Origin of the sequence: Pseudoxanthomonas sp. OG2 (assembly GCF_014192765.1) — a bacterium.
Taxonomy (GTDB): domain Bacteria; phylum Pseudomonadota; class Gammaproteobacteria; order Xanthomonadales; family Xanthomonadaceae; genus Pseudoxanthomonas_A; species Pseudoxanthomonas_A beigongshangi.
Window position 1 is genome coordinate 487,611 of record NZ_JACHYM010000001.1, and the last position, 21,980, is coordinate 509,590.

Annotated in this window: 24 protein-coding genes; 13 read left to right on the forward strand and 11 right to left on the reverse strand. The window is 67.3% G+C overall.

Features of this window, described 5'->3' with window-relative positions; genetic code table 11:
• Positions 1-31: 31 nt before the first annotated feature.
• The gene (trxC, locus tag FHW78_RS02150; protein WP_183637087.1) at positions 32-478 is read right to left on the reverse strand and encodes a thioredoxin TrxC; all 447 of its coding nucleotides are present in this window, start codon (positions 476-478) and stop codon (positions 32-34) included.
• Entirely contained in the window at positions 475-1,041 is a 567-nt protein-coding gene (locus FHW78_RS02155; RefSeq protein WP_343205524.1) for a GNAT family N-acetyltransferase, read from the reverse strand. Before FHW78_RS02155 ends, trxC begins: the two co-directional genes overlap by 4 nt.
• A gap of 56 nt (positions 1,042-1,097) precedes the next feature.
• Between FHW78_RS02155 and FHW78_RS02160 the strand changes: the two genes are divergently transcribed.
• Positions 1,098-2,210 (forward strand): tetratricopeptide repeat protein, encoded by a 1,113-nt coding sequence (locus FHW78_RS02160; RefSeq protein WP_183637092.1) that lies wholly within the window; start codon positions 1,098-1,100, stop codon positions 2,208-2,210.
• A gap of 12 nt (positions 2,211-2,222) precedes the next feature.
• Here the strand turns inward: FHW78_RS02160 and thpR are convergent, their stop codons facing one another.
• The 4 genes from thpR to FHW78_RS02180 form a co-directional block, all read right to left on the reverse strand.
• Positions 2,223-2,801 carry an RNA 2',3'-cyclic phosphodiesterase gene (thpR, locus tag FHW78_RS02165; protein WP_183637095.1) on the reverse strand — a complete coding sequence of 193 codons (579 nt, stop codon included), beginning with the start codon at positions 2,799-2,801 and terminating at the stop codon, positions 2,223-2,225.
• Between the two features lie 61 nt (positions 2,802-2,862).
• Positions 2,863-3,459, reverse strand: a complete 597-nt coding sequence (locus tag FHW78_RS02170; RefSeq protein ID WP_183637098.1) for a 2'-5' RNA ligase family protein — start codon at positions 3,457-3,459, stop codon at positions 2,863-2,865.
• A gap of 35 nt (positions 3,460-3,494) precedes the next feature.
• On the reverse strand, positions 3,495-3,761 hold the full coding sequence (locus FHW78_RS02175; RefSeq protein WP_183637101.1) for a DksA/TraR family C4-type zinc finger protein: 267 nt from the start codon (positions 3,759-3,761) through the stop codon (positions 3,495-3,497).
• Positions 3,762-3,854: 93 nt separating this feature from the next.
• Complete coding sequence (locus FHW78_RS02180) at positions 3,855-4,781, reverse strand: M14 family metallocarboxypeptidase (RefSeq protein WP_183637104.1); 927 nt, start codon at positions 4,779-4,781, stop codon at positions 3,855-3,857.
• Between the two features lie 212 nt (positions 4,782-4,993).
• On the opposite strand from FHW78_RS02180, the gene FHW78_RS02185 reads away from it, so the two are divergent.
• Positions 4,994-5,596 (forward strand): DUF1579 domain-containing protein, encoded by a 603-nt coding sequence (locus FHW78_RS02185; protein ID WP_183637106.1) that lies wholly within the window; start codon positions 4,994-4,996, stop codon positions 5,594-5,596.
• Positions 5,597-5,650: 54 nt separating this feature from the next.
• On the opposite strand, the gene FHW78_RS02190 is transcribed toward FHW78_RS02185, so the two are convergent.
• Positions 5,651-6,565: a VOC family protein gene (locus tag FHW78_RS02190; protein WP_183637109.1), complete on the reverse strand. Its 915-nt coding sequence runs from the start codon at positions 6,563-6,565 to the stop codon at positions 5,651-5,653.
• 267 nt (positions 6,566-6,832) lie between these two features.
• Here FHW78_RS02190 and FHW78_RS02195 point away from each other — a divergent pair, with 267 nt between their 5' ends.
• The gene (locus FHW78_RS02195) at positions 6,833-7,303 is read left to right on the forward strand and encodes a YaiI/YqxD family protein (protein ID WP_183637112.1); all 471 of its coding nucleotides are present in this window, start codon (positions 6,833-6,835) and stop codon (positions 7,301-7,303) included.
• An 11-nt stretch (positions 7,304-7,314) separates the two neighbouring features.
• Positions 7,315-7,641 carry a DUF6122 family protein gene (locus FHW78_RS02200; protein ID WP_183637115.1) on the forward strand — a complete coding sequence of 109 codons (327 nt, stop codon included), beginning with the start codon at positions 7,315-7,317 and terminating at the stop codon, positions 7,639-7,641.
• A gap of 80 nt (positions 7,642-7,721) precedes the next feature.
• Here FHW78_RS02200 and FHW78_RS02205 read toward each other — a convergent pair whose 3' ends face one another.
• From FHW78_RS02205 to FHW78_RS02220, 4 genes are all read right to left on the reverse strand, one after another.
• Positions 7,722-8,033, reverse strand: a complete 312-nt coding sequence (locus FHW78_RS02205) for a hypothetical protein (RefSeq protein WP_183637117.1) — start codon at positions 8,031-8,033, stop codon at positions 7,722-7,724.
• A gap of 144 nt (positions 8,034-8,177) precedes the next feature.
• On the reverse strand, positions 8,178-11,837 hold the full coding sequence (locus FHW78_RS02210) for a methylmalonyl-CoA mutase family protein (protein WP_183637119.1): 3,660 nt from the start codon (positions 11,835-11,837) through the stop codon (positions 8,178-8,180).
• Between the two features lie 137 nt (positions 11,838-11,974).
• Positions 11,975-12,904 (reverse strand): alpha/beta fold hydrolase, encoded by a 930-nt coding sequence (locus tag FHW78_RS02215; protein ID WP_183637121.1) that lies wholly within the window; start codon positions 12,902-12,904, stop codon positions 11,975-11,977.
• Between the two features lie 15 nt (positions 12,905-12,919).
• Positions 12,920-13,519, reverse strand: a complete 600-nt coding sequence (locus FHW78_RS02220; RefSeq protein ID WP_183637123.1) for a TetR/AcrR family transcriptional regulator — start codon at positions 13,517-13,519, stop codon at positions 12,920-12,922.
• Between the two features lie 222 nt (positions 13,520-13,741).
• Between FHW78_RS02220 and FHW78_RS02225 the strand changes: the two genes are divergently transcribed.
• The 9 genes from FHW78_RS02225 (at position 13,742) to FHW78_RS02265 (ending at position 21,969) form a co-directional block, all read left to right on the forward strand.
• Positions 13,742-14,842, forward strand: a complete 1,101-nt coding sequence (locus tag FHW78_RS02225) for a Glu/Leu/Phe/Val dehydrogenase (protein ID WP_183637125.1) — start codon at positions 13,742-13,744, stop codon at positions 14,840-14,842.
• A 39-nt stretch (positions 14,843-14,881) separates the two neighbouring features.
• Positions 14,882-16,054, forward strand: coding sequence for an acyl-CoA dehydrogenase family protein (locus FHW78_RS02230; protein WP_183637127.1), 1,173 nt, complete (start codon positions 14,882-14,884; stop codon positions 16,052-16,054).
• 116 nt (positions 16,055-16,170) lie between these two features.
• Positions 16,171-17,346 (forward strand): thiolase family protein, encoded by a 1,176-nt coding sequence (locus tag FHW78_RS02235; protein WP_183637128.1) that lies wholly within the window; start codon positions 16,171-16,173, stop codon positions 17,344-17,346.
• A 192-nt stretch (positions 17,347-17,538) separates the two neighbouring features.
• Positions 17,539-17,898 carry a hypothetical protein gene (locus FHW78_RS02240; protein WP_183637131.1) on the forward strand — a complete coding sequence of 120 codons (360 nt, stop codon included), beginning with the start codon at positions 17,539-17,541 and terminating at the stop codon, positions 17,896-17,898.
• Between the two features lie 152 nt (positions 17,899-18,050).
• A complete protein-coding gene (locus FHW78_RS02245) occupies positions 18,051-18,428 on the forward strand; it encodes a hypothetical protein (RefSeq protein ID WP_183637134.1) in 378 nt (125 codons plus the stop codon).
• A gap of 123 nt (positions 18,429-18,551) precedes the next feature.
• Positions 18,552-20,159, forward strand: coding sequence for a carboxyl transferase domain-containing protein (locus FHW78_RS02250; protein WP_183637137.1), 1,608 nt, complete (start codon positions 18,552-18,554; stop codon positions 20,157-20,159).
• A 3-nt stretch (positions 20,160-20,162) separates the two neighbouring features.
• Entirely contained in the window at positions 20,163-20,912 is a 750-nt protein-coding gene (locus FHW78_RS02255) for an SDR family oxidoreductase (protein WP_183637140.1), read from the forward strand.
• A 154-nt stretch (positions 20,913-21,066) separates the two neighbouring features.
• On the forward strand, positions 21,067-21,600 hold the full coding sequence (locus FHW78_RS02260) for a polymer-forming cytoskeletal protein (RefSeq protein ID WP_183637143.1): 534 nt from the start codon (positions 21,067-21,069) through the stop codon (positions 21,598-21,600).
• Positions 21,601-21,603: 3 nt separating this feature from the next.
• Positions 21,604-21,969 (forward strand): hypothetical protein, encoded by a 366-nt coding sequence (locus tag FHW78_RS02265; RefSeq protein WP_183637146.1) that lies wholly within the window; start codon positions 21,604-21,606, stop codon positions 21,967-21,969.
• The last annotated feature ends 11 nt before the right edge of the window (positions 21,970-21,980 follow it).

Genomic DNA, 21,980 nt, shown 5'->3' on the forward strand with positions numbered 1-21,980 from the left:
GTATCCGACTGAAGTCATGGCGGGCGCGGGATCAAGCCCCGGCCAGCGCGCGTCGGGCCCAGTCCACGATCTGCTCGCGTGACAACGCCCCGGACTGGCGGGCCAGTTCACGCCCGCCGCGAATCAGGACCAGGGTCGGAATGCTGCGGATACCGTAGCGGGCGGCCAGCGCCGTCTCCGCTTCGGTGTCCACCTTGGCCAGGCGCATCCGCGGTTCCAGCGCCCGGGCCGCGGCCTCGAACTGCGGCGCCATCGCCAGGCACGGGGCGCACCACGGTGCCCAGAAGTCCACCAGCAGCGGGAGCTCGCTGCGCAGCGCGTGGCGGTCGAAGTCGCCGGTGGTCAGCGCCAATGGCCGCCCGCGAAACAGCGGCTGGTGGCAGCGCCCGCAACCGGGCGACTGGCCGAGCCGTTCCGGCGGCAGGCGGTTCATCGCTCCACAATCCGGACAGGGAACCAGCCAGTGGGTTGCGTTCATCGCGTCTTTCGCCCCACCGTCTCGGTGCGGCCTTCGGACAACCGCAGGTGCAGCAGCGGGAACGGTTTGCCCAGACCATCCCGTTCGGATCGCGATTCCAGCTCAAAGCCCATGTGCAGGTAGAACCCCACCGCCCCCGGGTTCTGTTCGTTCACGTCCACCCGGCGCGCGCCCCAGCTTTCAATCGCGTGACGGAGCAACGCCTTGCCCGCGCCGGTCCCGTGGTGGGCCGGGTCGACGAACAGCATCTCCACCTTGCCGGCCTCCGCGCCGACGAACCCGCAGGGCTGGCCGTCGCCGGCCCGGGCCACCGCCAGTCGCTCGGCGGAAGGGAGATAGCCATCGCGCACCAGCGGCCGGAACATCTGGATGTCGGCCTCCTCCAGGAAGTGGTGGGTGGCGCGGACGGCGGACTCCCAGACCTCGAGCAGGCGAGGCAGATCGGCGTTGGTGGCGGCTTCGATTTTCATCCGCACAGCTTGCCACGATCGGCGCCGGGGACGCGGTTGTAATCCGCGCTTCCGTTTGTCTTTCCCATCCGTCGTTTTCACTCCACCAGCCACGGAAAGGACTAGACTGGCGGCGACCGGAGTTTGGCCGAAGACGTGGAGGTACGCGTATGGCCACGTGGTTGCTCGCCGCCGCCCTGGCGCTTTCGCCGCAGCCGCCGCTGCCGGATGCGCAGGTTCCTCCCGACCTGCCCACGGTCGAAGAAATCATGGCCGTGCCTCCGGAACTGCAGGACCGGTTCCGGCAATGGATGGCGCAGGCAGGCGACGTCCAATCCTCGGCACGACTCAACCGGCTGGTCGACTTCCTGTTCTCAAAGGAAGGCGGCCTGGGCTTGCAGTACCAGAATGGCGCCAACTACACCGTCGGCCAGACGTATCAGACCGGTCGCGCAAATTGCCTCAGCTTCACCCTGATGGTGGTGGCACTGGCGCGCGTGGACGGACTGCAGGCCTACGCACAGGAAATCGAGGACGTGCTGACCTGGTACCAGGAGGGCAACACCGTCTATCGCAACAATCACGTCAATGCCGGCATCCGCATCGGACGCCAGCGCTTCAGCGTGGACGTGGCCTGGGACCAGGTCATCGCACGGCAACAGCCCGAGGCGATTCCCGACACGCACCTGTTCGCCATGTTCTATAACAATCGTGCGGTTGATCTGCTGGGCGCCGGCCACGCCGCCAGCGCACAGGCGTACCTCGCGCGCGCGCGCGCGCTGAGCCCCGGATATCCGGCATTCTGGAACAACACGGGTGTTGCTGCACTCCGGCGTGGCGACGCGGCGGGCGCCGAACGCGCTTACCTGCATGCCCTGACACTGAATGAGAACTACTCCTCCGCGCTGTTCAACCTGGTGACGTTCTACAACCGCAGCGGGCGCGTTGCCGAGGCCAAGCCACTGCAACGGCGGCTGGAGCGGGTTCGTGCGCACGACCCATTCGATCAGTTCCTGCTCGCACTCGAGCACGAGCGCTCGGGCGACTACGAGGGTGCGATCGACTATTACCAGCGCGCCATCCGGCTCTTCGGCAGCGAACACCGGTTTTATCTTGGGCTGGCGCGGGCGTATCTGCATCTTGGCAAGGCACGCCGCGCGGGCCGCGCCCTCGCCCGCGCCCAGGAATTGAGCGAGGGAGCGACACGTGCCCAATACCAGGCCAAGTTGGAGCGCCTGCGGCGGCCACGCGAACCGAGCATCTTCGGTCCACAGCCGCGCTGATATGCCACGGGCTCAATCCGTACCGAGGCGCCAGTGACCGAGGAAGGTGTAATCCGATTGCCCCTCGATGCTCTGTATCAACACGAATCCATCGGGCGCGAGGCCAACCGACGCCACCGCCGGCGTGGCGGGCCCTGGCTCGCTGTAGCCCAGGGTCAGGTGCGGCACAAAGCTCCTGCCGACATGATCCTTGAAACCGGCCCGGATCAGGCGTTCCTGCAGGCCACGCCAGAAACGGAGCAATTCCGTCGAGGAAGAAAAGGCCGCCAGCGTAAGCGCCGGTCGCCGCGGATTGCCCAGCGGGAGCAGATGATCCAGTTGCAGGTGGAAGGCCTCGCCGCTGAACCCTTCAGCGGCTTCCCGTGCCCGCGCTATCCAGTCTTCCCGGGGACCGCTGCTTTCGCCCAGGTAGTGAAGGGTCAGATGGTAGCGCTCCGGATTTACCCAGCGCGTATGCGGGTGGCTGGCGCGCAGTCCATCCGCCACGCCCGCCACCTGTGCGCGCTCGGATGCGGATGGCAGCAGCGCGAAGAATAGGCGGTGCAGTGGCGCACTGCCTTGGCTCTCGAAGAGATCATTCTGCATGGACATGCCGGATCCTAGGCCAGGCATCCCTGCGATTCCAGCCGACGCTAGGAAAAACCCGACAGGTTCATAGCAATGGCCAACGAGCCACCCGTAGATGCTCCGAGTACCCCTGATTGCTGATCACCAGGTCCACCGCAGTGGCGCGAAACCGAACGGTTGGAACCGGCAACCTCTCCTCCGGAAGGCCATCGCAATAGCCGAACGTCATATGCGGGGCCATGACCGTCCTGTCCCCTACGAGCCCATAGGGCTGCTGCGCGTCGGCGAGTGCGTTTCGCAATCCGTGGATCGCGCGCCCGGTGGCCTGGTCCGCGACGAGGACACACGCTCGGTCATCCTTGCCAAAGCGCGCGCTTGTCTCCAGGACGATGTCGAATGCCGGAAATGAAAATCGTCCGGAGGCCGCGCGCAGCGCGAGTTCCAACGGCTGTCTCAGCCGGGCCGGTTTTCCGCATTCGGCAACACTGACATGTAACAACTCCGCCGGCCTGGCCGAAAATTTCCGGATGCCCAATGTCCGGACCAGGCGATGTCGTGCTTCCAGGAGGAGATAATGCGCGTCCGCCTCCGGATAGATGGCGAAGAAGATAGGTGCAAGCCGCCAGGCTCCGGCAAGCCCGATGCTGCTTGGTTCAAGACTTTCCGGAAACAGATCGGGCATGGCCTGCGTATCGTCCAATGCGCCACGAAACCTCGTCAGCGCAACTGGCTGTCCTTGCTCCCGCGCCGGTTGTACATCTGCCCCTGCTCCTGCGCCTGGTCGGCCGCTTCCTGGCAGGCCACGCACAGGCGCACGCCGGGCACGGCCTTCTGCCGTGCCGGCGGAATCGGCGCATCGCATTCTTCGCAGTGGGAGAGGCTGGGACCGGTCGGCAGATTGCGGCGCGCACGCGCAATCGCGTCCTTCACGGTCGCGTCAATCTGATCCTGTACGGCGCCGTCGCCGGCCCAACCGGTTGCCATGGTCCTGTCCTCTCGGGTGTTACCGGGCGGAGGTTACACCCGCCGCCCCGGAATGCCTTTCACGGAACGAAATGGGGCCGGACTCCGCGGGCTTCAAGCGTGGGCAAGTGCGTAGTCGATCGCCGCACACACCGCCGCCACCTGGGCGTCGTTGCATTGCGCGGGGGTCGCCTTGGGGCTGTCCGGGTAGACCTCGGTGGTGGTGGTGTAGCGCGCGTTGGTCACGCCGGCACACAGGCCCAGCGGCTTGAACGCGTACTCGATGACGCCGGGGGCCACCACCGGCGAGCCGATGATCTCGCCGTTGGCGTCGGCCGGCGCGATGTGGGTGACCTGCTCCACCGCCGCGATCACCGCGCGCTGGAAGTCGGGCTGCGGATTCTCGCTGTCGTCGACCAGGTAGAACCCGTCGGGAATCTCGCCCGGCTCGAACGGCTTGCCGTCGCGCGCGGCCAAGGCCGGGCGGAACTCGCTCTCGTCGGTGTCGGTGGTTTCATGCAGATCGATATGCATGCGCGCCAGGTCGCGGATCGGCGCGACCAGCCGGATCAGCGCGGCCGATTCCTGCGCCGGGCTGTTTTCGCGGAAGGAGCGGTTCGGATCCAGCGCGTCGGCGTTCCAGCGGTGGATGCGCTCGTAGCCCCATGGGCTGATGCACGGCGTCACCAGCAGGTTGACCTTGCCGGCGTAGTCCGCCGCACGCTGTTCCAGGAACTGCAGCGCGCCGTGCACGCCGCTGGTCTCGTAGCCATGCACGCCACCGGTCACCAGCATGATCGGCAGCGCGGGATTCCAGTCGCGGCTGCGCACGGCGAACAGCGGATAGCGGCCGTCCGCGCCGTAGTCCAGCTCACCGTACTGCTCCACGTCGAACCGCGCGCGCAGGCGCTCGATCACCGTCAGCACGTCGGCGGCGTAGCTGCGCTGGACGGTCTGGCGGGCGCGCCATTCGGCTTTCTCGGCGGCGCCCCAGGGCTGGCCGGGCGTGCCGATGGGATAGAAGCGGTCGGTCGTGTTCATGCGGGGGCGACGGGCGGAAGCGGAAAAGGAGCAGCACTTTAGCAGGCCCGTGCGGGCACGCACCCTGCGCCGCGGCCCGTGCGCGGCGTTCCGCGTGTTCCCCTTTCCGGCCCCACGGTGGTCCACCTTCACGCGGATTGAGCGCGGACTGGTGCAAATACGGCGCACCCCCATGCCCACCGCAACCTGGCCATGTCCCCGGAGGTCCTGCCATGAAGTGCAGTTCCGTTCTTTCCCTCGCCCTCGCCTGCCTGCTGCCCGCCGCCTCGGCCGCGGCGCAGGACGACAAGGCCCCCCCCATGACGCCCGAAATGAAGGCGATGATGGAAGCCTTCCAGAAAGCCGGCACGCCCGGCGCCGAACATCGACAACTCGCCACACTGGCCGGCACTTACGACCTGACCGTGAAAAGCTGGCACGCTCCGGATACCCCGCCCACCATCGACAAAGGCACTGCGACCCGCAGGATGATCCTCGGCGATCGCGTGCTGGTGGAGGAAGTGAGCTCGCAGATGATGGGCCAACCCTTCACCGGACAGGGCCTGCACGGCTTCGACAATGTCACCGGCAAGCACTGGTCCACCTGGAACGACAGCATGAGCACCGGCCTGATGGTCAGCGAGGGCACCTGCGACGCCAGCATGGCCTGCACCTATACCGGCACCTATCACGACCCTGTCAGCAAGAAACCCGTGACCTCTCGCATGACCACCCGCTGGTCCGACAAGAGCACGGAGGTATTCGAGATGTACGCGCCCGGCCCGGATGGCAAGGAGGCCAAGATGATGGAGATTACCTACAAGAAACGGCCTTAGGCGCCGATCCGCGACAGGCACGGGGCGGTTCGCGACCGCCCCGTGCGTCGCGGGCTACTGCTCCCGCGCCGCCGCTTCGATCCTGGCGACGTCCAGCTTGTGCATGTCCAGGACGGCCTGCGTGATCCGCCCAACCAGCGCTTCATCGCCCGAGGTCATCATCTCGTCCAGCCCTTGCGGCGAAATCTGCCAGGACAGCCCGAAGCGATCCTTGCACCAACCGCACTGCTCGGACTCAGGCACCGACGACAGCTGCGCCCAGTAGCGGTCGATTTCGGCCTGATCGCGGCAGGTGACCAGAAACGAGATGGCTTCGTTGAAGGCAAAGCCGTGCGGATGGCCGCTGTCCATCGCCGCCATCCAGGTATCGCCCAGACGGAAGTCGGAGAACATGACCGCGCCGGCGCGATCGTTGGCGCTGTCCTCCGTGTAGCGGGCCATCTGCCCGGCTTCGGAATCGTCGAACACCGAACGATAGAATTTCGCAGCCTCTTCGGCCTTCCCGTACACCTCGCCGGTGAACATCAATACCGGCACGATGCGCGGGCGCGGGGGTGCGCCAGGCGGACTGAGCATCAGTTGCCAGGACAGGCCGTAGCGATCCTGCACCCAGCCGTAGTGCTCGCTGAAGGGATACGCATCCAGCGGCATCAATGCCTGCCCGCCGTCGATGAGCCTGGCCCACATCGCATCCAGTTGCTCACGCGCCTGCCCGTCACGCGCGGGATCGAAATGGACCAGGAAGGAAGTCGAGGGATTGAACGTGAACACGGGACCGGCGCTGATCGCCATGAACGGCTGGCCGGCCAGGGTGAACGAGACCACGTCGCAGTCGCCGGAGGGCGTATCGCGCAACCGGACGATGGAGTCGACCTGCGAATCGGGAAACAGCGAGCAGTAGAACGCGGCGGCTTCGCGGGCCTGGGTGTCGAACCACAGATGCGGGGTGATGGGTTTCACGAGGGACATGCGGAAGCTCCTGCGGGATTGAGGGTGTAATCAACCGACGAACCGGGCCGCCTGAAATCGACACCCTTCCACATCTCCCGTAAAGCCGCTGTTGCCATCCAGGCGGTCCCGACAGCAGGATCGGGCTATCGTGTGGGGCCCGCGTCCGCTCTCCCTGCCTTCTCTCATGCAACGATTTTCCGCTTCCCGCGTCCCCCCTCCCCGCCGCGTCCCGCGCCGGACGGCGACACCCTCCGCTCCGGTGCGTTCCGGCAGGGAGGACCATCGGTGAACGACGCATCGCCTCCCGGCCCCCGGATTTGGGTGGACGCCGACGCCTGCCCCGGGCCAGTCAAGGAGATACTGTTCCGCGCGGCCGAACGCGCACAGGTCCAGGTGACCCTGGTCGCCAACCAGTGGCTGCGCACCCCATCTTCCCGGTACATCCGCGCGCTGCAGGTGCAGGGAGGCTTCGACGTGGCCGACGACGCCATCGCCGAACGCGCGCGTACCGGCGATCTCGTGGTCACCCAGGACATTCCGCTGGCGGCGCGGGTGCTGGCCAATGGTGCGCAGGCGATCAACCCGCGCGGCGACCGCTACACCGCCGACAACATCGCCGAACGGCTCTCCATGCGGAACTTCATGGACGAACTGCGCGGCGCCGGCGTACAGACGGGCGGGCCGGCCGCCTTCAATGCCCGTGATCGGCAGGCCTTCGCCAACCAGCTGGATCGCTGGCTGGCAACGCGGCGCTGAGCTTCGCGAAAATGCCCCTGCCCGACCTCGAACCGCGTCCGTTCATCCATCTGCTGCTGCACGTGCTGGTGCCCGTCGCCACCGCGCGCCTGTTCTGGCCGAAGGAATGGAAGCGCGCCGCCGCCTGGATGCTGGCCGGCTGGATCATCGATCTGGATCACCTGCTGGCCGATCCGATCTACGCGCCCGGGCGGTGCAGCCTGGGATTCCATCCGCTGCACACCTGGCCAGCGATGCTGCTCTACGGTGCGCTGGTGGTCCCGCGCCGGACCCGTTGGTTCGGTGTCGGCCTGCTCATCCACATCGCGCTGGATGGACTGGACTGCCTGATGATGTAGCGACCCGCATCGCCCGATGGGCAAGCAAGAGGCCGCATCCGGGGATTGAGGGCGCGCCTGCGCCCTCTCCCGCCCGACAGTCAACGCTGATCGGACTTGCGCGGTTCCGGCTGCGGTGCCGCCGGGGTCTGCCCGGTCGCACCGGAGCCATGATTGACCAGGTGCTGGGGCTTGCCCTTCAGGCGCCGCGGCTCGTCATTGCGCTGTGGCGCCGCCGACAGATCGCGTTTGGCGCATTTGCAGTACTTCTGACCACCGATGGTTTCGCACTTGTAGACCTCGTCCACCGCGCAGGAAGCGGGCGGCGGATTGATCGGACCGCCGGCCAGGGCGGCGCCGGCCAGCAGCAACAGGCTGGCAAAGGAGGTGGAGCGGATGATGAACTTGCGCATGGGGTGTCTCCTCGAATAGGGGTGGTGCAGGCCACCACTGGCCTGCATTTCCTCTACCGGCAAACACGCCCGCCGGGCGTCATCGGATTTCACCGCCCGTCGCAGGAGCGTCCGGAAGGCCGCTCGACGGCGGCCCTCCGTCCCTCACATGTTGCGTCGGTACTCGCCGCCCACGTCGTACAGGGCGTGGCTGATCTGGCCCAGGCTATGGGTCTTGACCGCCTCGACCAGCGCGACGAACACATTGCGCCTGTCCCGCGCCGCCTTCTGCAGATAGGCCAGGCCATGGCCGTCGTGCGCGTCGGCCTCGGCATGTTCCTCCAGTGCGGTGGAATGCGCGTGGTCCGTCTCGCCCTCCGGCGCCAGGCCGTTGCGCGAGGACTGCCAGGCGCGCACGTTGGTGATCTGCTGGCCCTTCTCTTCCTCGGTCGAGCGGATGAGTTCGATCTCCGTGGCGATCTCGCCGCCGTGCTCCTTCGGCAGGAAGGTGTTCACGCCCACCAGCGGCAGGCTGCCGTCGTGCTTCTTGTGCTCGTAGTACAACGATTCTTCCTGGATCTTGCCGCGCTGGTACATGGTGTCCATCGCGCCGAGCACGCCGCCGCGCTCGCTGATCGCCTCGAACTCCTTGTAGACCGCTTCCTCAACGATGTCGGTCAGGTACTCGACCGCGAAGCTGCCCTGCCACGGGTTCTCGTTGAAGTTGAGGCCCAGCTCCTTGTTGATGATCATCTGGATCGCGACCGCGCGGCGCACGCTTTCCTCGGTCGGCGTGGTGATCGCCTCGTCGTAGGCATTGGTGTGCAGGCTGTTGCAGTTGTCGAACAGCGCGTACAGCGCCTGCAGCGTGGTGCGGATGTCGTTGAACTGGATTTCCTGGGCATGCAGCGAACGGCCCGAGGTCTGGATGTGGTACTTCATCATCTGGCTGCGCTCGTTGGCGCCATAGCGCTCGCGCATCGCGCGCGCCCAGATGCGCCGCGCGACGCGGCCGATCACGGTGTATTCCGGATCCATGCCGTTGCTGAAGAAGAACGACAGGTTCGGAGCGAAGTCGTCGATCTTCATCCCACGCGCCAGGTAGTACTCGACGATGGTGAAACCGTTGGACAGGGTGAAGGCCAGTTGCGATATCGGGTTCGCGCCCGCCTCGGCGATGTGGTAGCCGGAAATCGACACCGAGTAGAAGTTGCGCACGCCGTTGTCGACGAAGTACTGCTGGATATCGCCCATCATGCGCAGGGCGAACTCGGTGCTGAAGATGCAGGTGTTCTGTGCCTGGTCTTCCTTGAGGATGTCGGCCTGCACGGTGCCGCGCACGGTCTTCAGGGTCTCGGCCTTGATCCGCGCGTAGGTGTCCGCGTCCACCAGTTGATCGCCGGTCACGCCCAGCAGGCCCAGGCCGAGTCCGTCGTTGCCGGCCGGCAGTTCGCCGGAATAGCGCGGACGCTCGCGGCCGGCGAACAGTTCGTCCAGCTTCTTCTGCGCGGCCGCCCAGCGATCGGCATCGGCCTTCAGGTACTTCTCCACCTGCTGGTCGACGGCGGTGTTCATGAACATCGCCAGGATGATCGGTGCCGGACCGTTGATGGTCATCGATACCGAGGTGGTCGGCGCGCACAGGTCGAAGCCGGAGTACAGCTTCTTCATGTCATCCAGCGTGGGAATGTTGACGCCGGAGTTGCCGATCTTGCCGTAGATGTCCGGACGCGGCGCCGGATCCTCGCCATACAGCGTCACGCTGTCGAAGGCGGTGGACAGGCGCGCGGCCGGCTGGCCCAGGCTCAGGTAGTGGAAGCGACGGTTGGTCCGCTCCGGCGTGCCCTCGCCGGCGAACATGCGGATCGGATCCTCGCCGGTGCGGCGATACGGATACACGCCTCCCGTGTAGGGGTAACTGCCCGGCAGGTTTTCTTTCTGCAGGAAAGTCAGCAGTTCGCCCCAGCCACGGTATTTCGGCGCGGCGATCTTGGGGATCTTCTGGTGGCTGAGCGACTCGCGGTAGTTCTCGATGCGGATGGTCTTGCCGCGCACCTCGTACTCGTTGACCTCGTCGGTCGCCGCCTTCAGCCGCGCCGGCCACTCGCGCAGCAGCTTCAGCGCTTCGCTGGACAGCGACTGCACGGCGTCCTGGTAGCGCTGGCGCAGGGTCAATAGAGAGCGATCGACTTGACCTGCCCCCTCCCCCGCCTGCGGGGGAGGGTTGGGGTGGGGGCCGGCGTCACCCGTCTTGCCCCCATCCGCCCTTCGGGCACCTTCCCCCGCAAGCGGGGGAAGGAGATCTTCGGCGGCATACAGATCCAGCGCCTTGGGGAGTGCCGGGTCGTCAAGATCCCGCAGCGACTGCCAGTACGACTGCGCACGGCTGGCGGTTTCGGCTTCGCTCTCGATGCGGCGGTTGATGCCGCGGCCCTGCTCTGCGATCTCGGCCAGGTAGCGCACGCGCGCACCGGGGATCAGCACGGTCGCGCGCGGTTCCTTCAATTCGGTGTCGATGTCCGGCGTCCACTTCTCCGCCGGCAGGTGCAGCTTGTCGCGCAGCAGGCGGCACAGGTTGGCGAACATCCAGCTGATGCCCGGATCGTTGAACTGGCTGGCGATGGTCGGATACACCGGCACATCCGCGTCAGGCGTCTGGAACGCCACCCGGTTGCGCTTCCACTGCTTGCGCACGTCGCGCAACGCGTCCTCGGCGCCGCGCTTGTCGTACTTGTTCAGCACCACCAGTTCGGCGAAGTCGAGCATGTCGATCTTCTCCAACTGGCTGGCCGCGCCGTAGTCGCTGGTCATCACGTACATCGGGAAATCGACCAGGTCGACGATTTCCGAGTCGCTCTGGCCGATGCCGGCGGTCTCGACGATGATCAGATCGAAGCCCAGCGACTTCAGGTAGGCGATGCAGTCCTTCAGCACCGCGTTGGTCGCCACGTTCTGCCGGCGGGTCGCCATCGAACGCATGTAGATGCGTTCGCTGCGCAGCGAGTTCATGCGGATGCGGTCGCCCAGCAGCGCGCCACCGGTGCGACGGCGGGTCGGGTCGACCGAGATCACCGCCATCCGCATCTGCGGGAAGCTGGACAGGAACCGGTTCATCAGCTCGTCGGTCACCGACGACTTGCCGGCGCCGCCGGTGCCGGTGATGCCGATGACCGGCGTGCCGGGACGGGATTCGAGATTGGTGATGCGGGATTCGGTGGAGCGCGGGTTGGCCCACTGCCGGCGCAGGGCGGCGAGTTCGGTTTCGCTGAAATCACCATCCTCGATGCGGCTAAGCATGTGCCCGATGGCCGCTTCGTCACCGATGGCGGCGTGGGGATCCTGCGAATCCCGAATCCCCATTCCCGAATCCCGGGCCGCGCCCGCGCGGCCCACCACATCCTCGATCATCTCCACCAGCCCCATCTTCATGCCGTCGTTGGGGTGGTAGATGCGTTCGACGCCGTAGGCCTGAAGCTCGGCGATTTCCTCGGGGGTGATGGTGCCGCCGCCGCCGCCGAACACGCGGATGTGGCTGGCGCCGCGCTCCTTGAGCATGTCGACCATGTACTTGAAGTACTCGACGTGGCCGCCCTGGTAGCTGGACAGGGCGATGCCGTCGGCATCCTCCTGCAGCGCGGCGCGGACCACGTCCTCGACGCTGCGGTTGTGGCCCAGGTGGATCACTTCGGCGCCCTGCCCCTGGATCAGGCGGCGCATGATGTTGATCGCTGCGTCGTGGCCATCGAACAGGCTGGCCGCGGTAACGAAACGCAGCGGTGATGCATCCGCGCGTGCTGCAGGAAGTTGGGAAGCCGGTGTGCTCATTCGCGCCCTCACTCGCGTATTGCATGCATTAGAGGCGGAATTGTAGCGCGCGGCGGAGTTCGGCCCCATGACGCCTTTGGTCGAAGCACCCTACGCCGCCGTCTGGCGCGGCGGCGCAGCCCGGGCCGGGTGCCTGTTCAGGCGAATCCGTAAGGCAGGTCCGGCGTGGACACGACGCGCTGCCCCACCGCGCGTCCGTCCAGGTAGGACATCGCCGCAGCAATGACGCCGGGATCGGTGAGGATGCGGTTGTGTCCGAGCCCGGTGGTGCTCAGCAGGCGCGCCTCCGGCCAGTAGCGCGCATAGCGCTCGCCTTCGGACCAGGGCACTTCGCGGTCTTCCAGGTCATGGACGATCAGCGCGGGACTGGCGATGCGGGGCGCATTGAGGTGCGCCTGGAATCCTTCCACCGCCATGCCGGTCAGCGACTCGAATTCGTCGAACAGGCGCGCCGAAAGATGCGCGGCGAGACCGACGAAACCACCGAAGCGCTGCGCCGCGGCGATTGGATCGGCCGCCGGCGCGATCAGGATCGCGCGCTCCGCCCGCAATCCGCGCGCGAGCGCGATCATGGCGGCCGCGCCGCCGAGGGAATGCGCCACCAGCGCCTGCACGCCGCCGAAGCGTTCGGCGAAACGGTGCAGGACGTCGGCGAACATCGGCAGCGTCGCCCGGTAGCCGCTGCTGCGGCCATGCGCGATCTGGTCCAGCGCCACCACCGCGTAGCCGGCCTGGCGCAATGGTTCCACCCATGGCAGCAGTTGCAGCGCATAGCCCGACCAGCCATGCGCCAGCAGCGCGATGGGCTGGCGCTGGGGATCTCCCCAGGCATACCAGGTGAGCCGCTCGCGGCCGTGCGCGAAGGTGTGGACGCTGGCACCCCAGGTATCGCTGCGGCGTGCGCGCTCGCGGCCGCCGGGCATCGGCGTGCCGAACAGGCGGAAGGCATGCTGGAGCGTGGCTTCCGGCATCAGCCAACTGCCCAGGGCGAAGGCGGAGCGCAACGGCAGCAGGCGGACATTTTTACGAACGATCGTGCTTTTTTGTGGCGAAACGACGGCGGCCATGGGGGACTCTCCGGATCAGGCGGCGTAGGAGGCGAACAGGTGATCGAGCGCCCGCCGGGCCAGGGCTTCGGCCTGAGCGGGGTCGTACAGCCGGGCGTTGTGCAGCCCTTCGGTGATGGCGAACAACTGGAACGAGACCAGTACGGGATCGGTGTCGGCGGCGAACTCGCCGCTGTCGATGCACATCTGCGCGGCCTTGGCGACGACGGCGCGCCACTCGGTCAGCCAGGCGATCACGCGCTCGCGCATCATTCCGGGGCGTGCGTCGTATTCGTTGGCGGCGCCGAGAATCACGCAACCATCGGGATTGGCCCGCACCCAGGCGAACCAGCCGTCCATGATCGCGCGCAGCCGCGCCTGTCCACGCGGCTGCCGCAGCGCGGGCGCCATCACCGCCTCGCCGAAGCGGCGCGCGGTCCAGTCCAGCACGGTGAGCTGCAGATCCTCGCGGGAGCCGAAGTGCGCGAACACGCCGCTCTTGGACATGCCCGCGGCCTGCGCCAGCTCGCCGATGGACAGGCCTTCCAGGCCCTGCCGGCAGGCGATGGCATACGCCCGCTCGACGATCATCTCGCGGGTGGCCGTGCCCTTGCTGGTGGCGGCGCACAGATTCATGGCGGCGAAAATAGCACGATCGTTCGAATCTGTCAGCCGGCCTGGCGAAGGCACTAAAACGGGATCCCGTCCACAAACTGCCCCCGGCCGGCCGTATGGATTAGAATGCCCGCCTGCGACGACCACGGCGAGCCGGAAACGTCGCTTTTTTATTTTTCGAACAAGCGGTTAGCCAAAGCCACCCGGCGTAGCCCGCGGCCCCACGCCGCACCGGAGTCCCAGATGATCTTCGAAACCCTCGACACGTCCGGCCATGAGCAGGTCGTCTTCTGCCACAACCCCGACGCCGGCCTGAAGGCCATCATCGCGGTTCACAGCACGGTCCTGGGTCCGGCCTTGGGCGGGGTGCGCATGCGCCCCTACGCCGACAGCCAGGCGGCGCTGACCGACGCGCTCCGGCTCAGCCGCACCATGACCTACAAGAACGCCCTCGCCGGCCTCAACGTCGGCGGCGGCAAGGCCGTGATCATCGGCGACAGCACCGCCGACAAGACCGAGGTGCTGTTCCGCTCGTTCGGCCGCTATGTCGACTCGCTGGGCGGCCGCTACATCACCGCCGAGGACGTGGGCACCGACGTCAACGACATGGAGAACGTCTACCGCGAGACCGAATACGTGGTCGGCGTGCACCAGGTCCACGGCGGCTCGGGCGATCCCGCCCCGTTCACCGCCTACGGCGCGCTGCAGGGCCTGATGGCCACCCTCAACCGCAAGTTCGGCAACGAGGAAATCGGCAAGTACAGCTTCGCCGTGCAGGGCCTGGGCCATATCGGCATGGAGTTCGTCAAACTGCTGAAGGAACGCGGCGCCAAGCTGTTCGTCACCGATCTCAATCCCAAGCTGGTGGAGTACGCGGTGGAGGAATACGGCGCCGAGGCGGTCAAGCCGGACGAAATCTACGATCTGCCGGTGGACGTGTTCTCGCCGTGCGCGCTGGAATACGCAATCAACGCCGAGACCCTGCCGCGCCTGAAGGCCAAGGTCATCTGCGGCACCGCCAACAATCAGATGTCGCACGTCACCGGCGTGGAAGCCGCCAAGCGCGGCATCCTGTATGCGCCGGACTACGCGGTGAACGCCGGCGGCGTCATCAACGTGTCGCTGGAAATCGACGGCTACAACCGCGAGCGCGCGATGCGGATGATGCGCACCATCTACCACACAGTCGGCAAGATCTTCGATCTGGCCGAACGCGAGAACCTCGCGCCGCAGTACGCCGCCGACCGCATCGCCGAGGCGCGCATCGCCGCCATCGGCAAGCTCAAGCTGCCGCTGGGCCGGACCGCACCACGCTTCATGGGGCATCTGCGCGGAGAGCGTTGATCGCCAACACCCACAGGCCGCAATAGGAGGGAGGACCGAATGCGACCCGTTTCAATCGCTGCTTTTCCGCTTGGCGAGGAAATCGACGCGCTGCGCGACGCCGTGCGCCGGTTCGCGGATGCCGAGATAGCTCCGCGCGCCGCGCAGATCGACCACGACAACGTGTTCCCGCAGGACCTGTGGCCCAAGCTGGGCGAAATGGGCCTGTTGGGCATGACCGTGGACGAGGCCTTTGGCGGCAGCGGCATGAGCTACCTGGCGCACCTGGTGGCGATGGAGGAAATCTCGCGCGCGTCCGGTTCGGTCGGCCTGAGCTATGGCGCGCACTCGAACCTGTGCGTTTCCAACCTGTTCCTCAACGGCAGCGACGCCCAGCGCCGCAAGTACCTGCCGAAGCTGTGCACCGGCGAATGGAAGGGCGCGCTGGCGATGAGCGAACCCGGCGCCGGCTCCGACGTGGTCGGCTCGATGGGCTGCCGCGCCGAACTGCGCGACGGCGTGTGGGTCGCCAACGGCAACAAGATGTGGATCACCAACGGACCGGAAGCCGACGTGCTGCTGGTCTACATGCGCACCGCCGGCAAGGAGGCGGGCAGCAAGTGCATGACCGCCTTCATCGTCGAGCGCGGCATGAAGGGTTTCTCAACCGCGCAGAAGCTGGACAAGCTGGGCATGCGCGGCAGCAACACCTGCGAACTGGTGTTCGAGAACTGCGAGATTCCCGCCGGGAACGTGCTGGGCGAAGTCCACCAGGGCGTGCGCGTGCTGATGAGCGGCCTCAACACCGAGCGGCTGGTGCTGACCGGTGGTCCGATTGGGCTGATGCAGGCGGCCATGGACATCACCCTGCCCTACGTGCGCGAACGCCGCCAGTTCGATTCGCCGATCGGCACTTTCGGCCTGATGCAGGGCAAGCTGGCCGACATGTACACCGCGCTGCAGTCCAGCCGCGCCTTCGCCTACCAGGTCGCCCGCGACTACGATGCCGGCACCGGCTCGCGCGCCGCCGCGGCCGGCTGCCTGCTGCATGCCTCCGAGGCCGCGGTGCAGGTCACCCTGGAGGCCATCCAGGCACTGGGCGGCAACGGTTACATCAACGAGTTCGACACCGGCCGCCTGCTCCGCGACGCCAAGCTCTACGCCATCGGCGCCGGCACCAACGAAATCAGGCGCATGCTGATCGGCCGCGAACTGTTCGACGGCCGCGCCTGAACAGGCATTCCACCACCGCCTGGTCCGCCAGGCGGCATCCCCCTGTCCGAACGGCCGATTGCTGCACCGCACCGCGAGCGGGATAATCCGGCCATCCCTACACGAGGTTCCGTTTCATGTCCGATATCGTCATCGCCGCCGCCAAGCGCACCGCCATCGGTTCCTTCATGGGCCAGTTCACCGGCGTGCCGACCCCGACCCTGGGCGCGGCGACCATCCGCGCGGCGCTGGAGCAGGCCGGCGTCCCCGCCGCCGACGTCTCCGAGGTCATCATGGGCTGCGTGCTGCCGGCCAACCTGGGCCAGGCACCCGCGCGCCAGGCCTCGCTGGCCGCGGGCCTGCCGACCGACGTCGGCTGCACCACCATCAACAAGGTCTGCGGTTCGGGCATGAAGGCGATCATGCTGGGCCACGATCTGATCAAGGCCGGTTCGGCCAGCATCGTGGTCGCCGGCGGCATGGAGTCGATGACCAACGCCCCGCACATGATCCCGAACTCGCGCGCCGGCAACCGCTTCGGCAACTTCCAGGCGGTCGACCACATGGCCTGGGACGGCCTGACCAATCCGTATGACGGCCAGGCCATGGGCGTGTTCGCCGAAGCCACCGCCGCCAAGTACGGCTTCACCCGCGAGGAACAGGACGCCTACTCGACCGAATCGGTCAAGCGCGCGCAGGCCGCCCAGCAGTCCGGTGCCTTCGACGCCGAGATCGTTCCGGTCAAGGTCGCCACCCGCAAGGGCGAGGTTGAAGTGAGCACCGACGAACAACCCGGCAAGTCCGACCTGGCCAAGATCCCGACCCTCAAGCCGGCGTTCAAGAAGGACGGCACCGTCACCGCGGCCAGCTCGTCCAGCATTTCCGACGGCGCCGCCGCCACCGTCCTGCTGACCGCCGAGGAAGCCGCCAGGCGCGGCCTGCAGCCACTGGCGAAAATCGTCGGCCACGCCACCTTCTCGCAGCAGCCGGAGTGGTTCACCACCTCTCCGGTCAGCGCGATCGACAAGCTGCTCAAGCAGGTCGGCTGGACCGTGGACCAGGTGGATCTGTTCGAGGTCAACGAAGCCTTCGCGGTGGTCGCGATGGCACCGATCAAGGATCTCGGCATTCCGCACGCCAAGCTCAACGTCAACGGCGGCGCCTGTGCGCTGGGCCATCCGATCGGCGCTTCCGGTGCCCGCCTGGTGGTCACCCTGATCAACGCGCTGCGCCAGCGCGGCGGCAAGCGCGGCGTGGCGTCGCTGTGCATCGGCGGCGGCGAAGCCACCGCGATCGCGGTGGAAATCGTCTGAGCCATGCCCCTGCCCGGGCGGTCGCGGTATCCCCCGGATACCCGGCCGCTTGCCTTTTTGGCGGTTCGATGGGTGCTTTAACGAAGGTTTGACAAAAATAACCAGCGGACCGCTTGACAGGCGTAACTGGCTTGTCATCATGTTGCAGGCGCGCAATAGCGCGTTGCCTAACTAACGACGAGGAAATGCAACATGACCATGAACAAGGCTCTGATCGCGCTGGCTCTGGGTTTCGCCCTGGCTGCGTGCTCGAACCAGGAACAGGCTGCTGACGCCGCTGCCGACGCCAACGCCGCTGCGACCGAAGCCCAGGCTGCTGCCGACGCCGCCGCCCAGGCCGGCACCGCGACCGCCGACGCCGCCCAGCAGTCGGCCGACGCCGCTGCCACCGCCGCTGACGCTGCTGCCACCGCCGCCACCGACGCCACTGCCGCTGGCACCGCCGCCGCTGCCGACGCTGCTGCCGACGCCGCTGGCCAGGCTTCCGACGCCGCCGGCCAGGCTGCCGACGCTGCCAAGGACGCTGCTGCTCCGGCCGAAGAAAAGAAGTAATCACTTCTTAGCTTCATAGCGTTAAAATTGAAAAAGCCGCCGGTTGATTGGCGGCTTTTTCTGTACCCGGGCCCGGGCACTGGCGCCGCTGTCCCAGCGGGCAAGGACGCTCACCCGTTTTGCTCTCAACCAAAACCTCACTGGGGATCCAAATGAAGACCAAGTTCTACATCCTGCTGGCCGCCGCCGTTCTGGCCCTGAGCGCCTGCAACAAGAGCGAAACCACCGACGCCGCCGCGACCGACGCCGCTGCCGCCGCCGACCAGGCTGCCACCGCCGCCGGCGACGCCGCCACCGCCGCTGGTGACGCCGCTGCCGCCGCTGGCGACGCCGCTGCTGCCGCTGCCACCGACGCTGCCGCCGCCACCGCCGACGCCGCCGCCCAGGCTGGCGACGCCGCTGCCGCTGCCACCACCGACGCTGCCGCCACCGCGGCTGGCGCCGTGGCCGACGCCGCCCAGGCGACCGCCGACAAGGCTGCCGAAGTGGCCGACAAGGCTGACGCCAAGGCTGAAGAAGCCAAGAAGTAATCGTCCGGCCATCGCCGAACACGACAAGGCCCGCGCAAGCGGGCCTTGTTTTTTGCGGCGCGGAAAGTTTGGCGGACCTGCGGCTTTGTGTTTACATGCCGCCTTTCCCGTTCCGGTCGCCGCATGTCCGCCATCACTTCGCAACTCGATCCGCGTTCGCAGGAATTTCTCGACAACGCCGAATACCATCGTGCGCTGGTCGCCGAACTCGATCGCCGCCTGGCCCGGGCCGCGGACGGCGGTGGCGACAAGGCACGCCAGCGCCATACCGAGCGCGGCAAGCTGCTGGCGCGTGACCGCATCACCGCGCTGCTCGATTCCGGTTCGCCGTTCCTGGAAATCGCCCCGTTGGCCGCCGAGGACATGTATGACGGCGCCGCGCCCGCCGCCGGCATGGTCTGCGGCATCGGCCGGGTGATGGGCCAGGAAGTGGTGGTAGTCGCCAACGATGCCACGGTCAAGGGCGGCACCTACTTCCCGATGACGGTGAAGAAGCATCTGCGCGCGCAGGAAGTGGCGCGCGAGAACCGCCTGCCCTGCATCTACCTGGTCGATTCCGGCGGCGCGTTCCTGCCGCTGCAGGACGAAGTGTTCCCGGATCGCGAGCACTTCGGCCGGATCTTCTACAACCAGGCGCGCCTGAGCGCCGACAACATTCCGCAGATCGCGGTGGTGATGGGCAGTTGCACCGCCGGCGGCGCCTACGTGCCGGCGATGAGCGACGAATCGATCATCGTCAAGGAACAGGGCACCATCTTCCTGGGCGGCCCGCCGCTGGTGAAGGCCGCTACCGGCGAAGTCGTCGATGCCGAGGCGCTGGGTGGCGCCGACGTGCATACCAGCGTGTCCGGCGTGGCCGATCACTTCGCCGAGGATGATCGCGACGCCCTGCAGATCGCCCGCCGCCTGGTCGGCAACCTCAACCGGCGCAAGGCCGTGCCGGTCGCGGTGCGCGAAGCGTGCGAGCCACTGCATTCGGCCGACGAGTTGTACGGCATCGTGCCGAAGGACACCCGCCGCCCGTTCGACATCCGCGAGGTCATCGCCCGCATCACCGACGGCAGCGAGCTGGACGAATTCAAGGCGCGCTACGGCAAGACCCTGGTGACCGGCTTCGCCCACCTGCACGGCTATCCGGTCGGCATCGTCGCCAACAACGGCATCCTGTTTTCCGAGAGCGCGCTCAAGGGCGCGCACTTCATCGAACTGTGCAATCAGCGCGGCATCCCGCTGGTGTTCCTGCAGAACATCACCGGCTTCATGGTTGGCCGCAAGTACGAGAACGCCGGCATCGCCAAGGACGGCGCCAAGATGGTCACCGCCGTGGCCTGTTCGTCGGTACCCAAGTTCACCGTTGTCATCGGCGGCAGCTTCGGCGCCGGCAACTACGCGATGTGCGGACGCGCGTACGGCGCGCGCTTCCTGTGGATGTGGCCCAACGCGCGCATCAGCGTGATGGGCGGCGAGCAGGCCGCGAGCGTGCTGGCCACGGTCCGGCGCGATGGCATCGAGGCCGGCGGCGGCCATTGGGCGGCGGAAGAGGAAGAAGCCTTCAAGGCCCCCATCCGCGAGCAATACGAAACCCAGGGCAGTCCCTGGTACGCCACCGCGCGGCTGTGGGACGACGGCATCATCGATCCGGCCGACACCCGCCGCGTGCTCAGCCTCGGCCTGTCGGCCTCGCTAAACGCACCGATCGAACCGGCGCGCTTCGGCGTGTTCCGGATGTAGTCCATGGCGGCGCCTGTCCTGCTGGTGACCGGCGGCGGCCGCGGCATCGGCGCCGCCACCGCCCGCCTGGCCGCCGCGCGCGGCTACACGGTGGCGATCAACTACCGGCGCGATGCCGTCGCCGCGGACGCGCTGGTCGAGCGCATCCGCGCCGACGGCGGGCAGGCCGCCGCGTTCGCCGCCGATATCGCGGTGGAAGCCGAAGTGGAACGCCTGTTCGCGGAAGTGGACGGCGCCTTCGGGCCGATCGATGCGCTGGTCAACAATGCCGGCGTGCTGGAAACCCAGATGCGGGTGGAGGCGATGGACGCGGCCCGCGTGCAGCGCATCCTGGCCACCAACGTGATCGGCCCCCTGCTCTGCTGCCGCGAGGCGATCCGGCGCATGTCGACCCGCCGGGGCGGCCGTGGCGGCGCGATCGTCAACGTGTCCTCGGTGGCGGCGCGCACCGGTTCCCCCGGCGAGTACGTCGACTACGCCGCCTCCAAGGGGGCGCTGGATACGCTCACGGTCGGGCTGGCCCAGGAAGTCGCCGCCGACGGTATCCGGGTCAACGCGGTGCGTCCCGGGTTCATCCATACCAACATGCATGCCAGCGGCGGCGAACCGGACCGGGTGGAACGGGTCAAGGCGTTCGTGCCAATGAAACGCGGCGGCCAGCCCGAAGAGGTCGCCCGGGCGATCCTCTGGCTCCTTTCGGAGGAAGCCAGCTACACCAGCGGCACCTTCCTCGACGTCGCCGGCGGCCGCTGACCGCCCCCTCTTCAGCTGCGTGAGCGCGGCCTGCACATCGCCGACCCTCGCATGAATCAGGGCAACGAACCGACCAATGGGCAAAGACGGTCACAACCTTGACCCCGGCGACGGGCGATAGTCGGCCGTTCACATCGCCCGGAGTTGCCGCTTTATGTCCATCTGGAAAGACCAAGGCCCCGCCAAGAAGGATGCCGTTCCGCTGCCGCCGGAACCTTCGCCCGCGCCTGCGCGCGAATCCACGGCGGCTGCGGATTTTTCCCCGACCGTCAGCAATCCGCCGGGCATGCGCGCGGCCCCCGCCCCCGAGCGCGAAGTCAAGGAATCGCTGATCGCCGCCGACCTGACCATCGAGGGCAAGATCGAGGGCACCGGCCACATCCGCATCGCCGGCAAGTTCAAGGGCGACGTCAATGTGCAGGGCGACCTCACCATCGAGAACGGCGCCAAGTTGAACGGCGGCGTGCGTGCCAAGAAGGTGATCATCGCCGGCGAGCTGGAGGGTAACATCGAATCCGCCTTGCGGGTGGAGCTGCTCGCCTCCGGCGTGCTGGTCGGCGACGTCAAGGCCGGCTCCCTGACCGTCGCGGCCGGTTCGCGGATGCGCGGCCAGGCCGACTTCGGCTGGGAAGAGGACAAGGCCGCGCCGCGCGCCGCCAAGGCGGCCAACGGTCCAGACGCCGGCTAAGGCATGAGCAGCCCGCGCCCGGGGATGGCCGGGGCGACCCGTACCTGCCCGCACTGCAAGACCACCATCCTGGAAAGCGCCGCGGTCTGCCCGGCGTGCCGCCACCACCTGCGCTTCGACGAGGCGTCGCTGGCGGCTGCGCGCACGGCGCAGACGGTGGTGCCGCTGAAGGTGGAGGGCAGCGTCCGCCATCCCGCCGATGGCGGTCCCTGGGAGTACTCGGTGGTGATGAGCATCCGCAACGATCGTGGCGAGGAAGTCACCCGCCAGGTGGTCGGCGTGGGCGCGATGCAGCCGGGCGAGCAGCGCACCTTCACCCTGAGCGTGGAGATGTTCCCGCGGCCGGGTGGCCGCGGGCCGCGTCGCTGAAGACCGCCTGC

What these genes read in the sequence shown, in the direction of transcription:
- trxC (WP_183637087.1), bottom strand. Translation starts at nt 478, where the DNA reads ATGAACGCAACCCACTGGCTGGTTCCCTGTCCGGATTGTGGAGCGATG.
- FHW78_RS02160 (WP_183637092.1), top strand. Translation starts at nt 1,098, where the DNA reads ATGGCCACGTGGTTGCTCGCCGCCGCCCTGGCGCTTTCGCCGCAGCCG.
- thpR (WP_183637095.1), bottom strand. Translation starts at nt 2,801, where the DNA reads ATGTCCATGCAGAATGATCTCTTCGAGAGCCAAGGCAGTGCGCCACTG.
- FHW78_RS02170 (WP_183637098.1), bottom strand. Translation starts at nt 3,459, where the DNA reads ATGCCCGATCTGTTTCCGGAAAGTCTTGAACCAAGCAGCATCGGGCTT.
- FHW78_RS02175 (WP_183637101.1), bottom strand. Translation starts at nt 3,761, where the DNA reads ATGGCAACCGGTTGGGCCGGCGACGGCGCCGTACAGGATCAGATTGAC.
- FHW78_RS02180 (WP_183637104.1), bottom strand. Translation starts at nt 4,781, where the DNA reads ATGAACACGACCGACCGCTTCTATCCCATCGGCACGCCCGGCCAGCCC.
- FHW78_RS02185 (WP_183637106.1), top strand. Translation starts at nt 4,994, where the DNA reads ATGAAGTGCAGTTCCGTTCTTTCCCTCGCCCTCGCCTGCCTGCTGCCC.
- FHW78_RS02190 (WP_183637109.1), bottom strand. Translation starts at nt 6,565, where the DNA reads ATGTCCCTCGTGAAACCCATCACCCCGCATCTGTGGTTCGACACCCAG.
- FHW78_RS02200 (WP_183637115.1), top strand. Translation starts at nt 7,315, where the DNA reads ATGCCCCTGCCCGACCTCGAACCGCGTCCGTTCATCCATCTGCTGCTG.
- FHW78_RS02205 (WP_183637117.1), bottom strand. Translation starts at nt 8,033, where the DNA reads ATGCGCAAGTTCATCATCCGCTCCACCTCCTTTGCCAGCCTGTTGCTG.
- FHW78_RS02210 (WP_183637119.1), bottom strand. Translation starts at nt 11,837, where the DNA reads ATGAGCACACCGGCTTCCCAACTTCCTGCAGCACGCGCGGATGCATCA.
- FHW78_RS02215 (WP_183637121.1), bottom strand. Translation starts at nt 12,904, where the DNA reads ATGGCCGCCGTCGTTTCGCCACAAAAAAGCACGATCGTTCGTAAAAAT.
- FHW78_RS02220 (WP_183637123.1), bottom strand. Translation starts at nt 13,519, where the DNA reads ATGAATCTGTGCGCCGCCACCAGCAAGGGCACGGCCACCCGCGAGATG.
- FHW78_RS02225 (WP_183637125.1), top strand. Translation starts at nt 13,742, where the DNA reads ATGATCTTCGAAACCCTCGACACGTCCGGCCATGAGCAGGTCGTCTTC.
- FHW78_RS02230 (WP_183637127.1), top strand. Translation starts at nt 14,882, where the DNA reads ATGCGACCCGTTTCAATCGCTGCTTTTCCGCTTGGCGAGGAAATCGAC.
- FHW78_RS02235 (WP_183637128.1), top strand. Translation starts at nt 16,171, where the DNA reads ATGTCCGATATCGTCATCGCCGCCGCCAAGCGCACCGCCATCGGTTCC.
- FHW78_RS02240 (WP_183637131.1), top strand. Translation starts at nt 17,539, where the DNA reads ATGACCATGAACAAGGCTCTGATCGCGCTGGCTCTGGGTTTCGCCCTG.
- FHW78_RS02245 (WP_183637134.1), top strand. Translation starts at nt 18,051, where the DNA reads ATGAAGACCAAGTTCTACATCCTGCTGGCCGCCGCCGTTCTGGCCCTG.
- FHW78_RS02250 (WP_183637137.1), top strand. Translation starts at nt 18,552, where the DNA reads ATGTCCGCCATCACTTCGCAACTCGATCCGCGTTCGCAGGAATTTCTC.
- FHW78_RS02255 (WP_183637140.1), top strand. Translation starts at nt 20,163, where the DNA reads ATGGCGGCGCCTGTCCTGCTGGTGACCGGCGGCGGCCGCGGCATCGGC.
- FHW78_RS02260 (WP_183637143.1), top strand. Translation starts at nt 21,067, where the DNA reads ATGTCCATCTGGAAAGACCAAGGCCCCGCCAAGAAGGATGCCGTTCCG.
- FHW78_RS02265 (WP_183637146.1), top strand. Translation starts at nt 21,604, where the DNA reads ATGAGCAGCCCGCGCCCGGGGATGGCCGGGGCGACCCGTACCTGCCCG.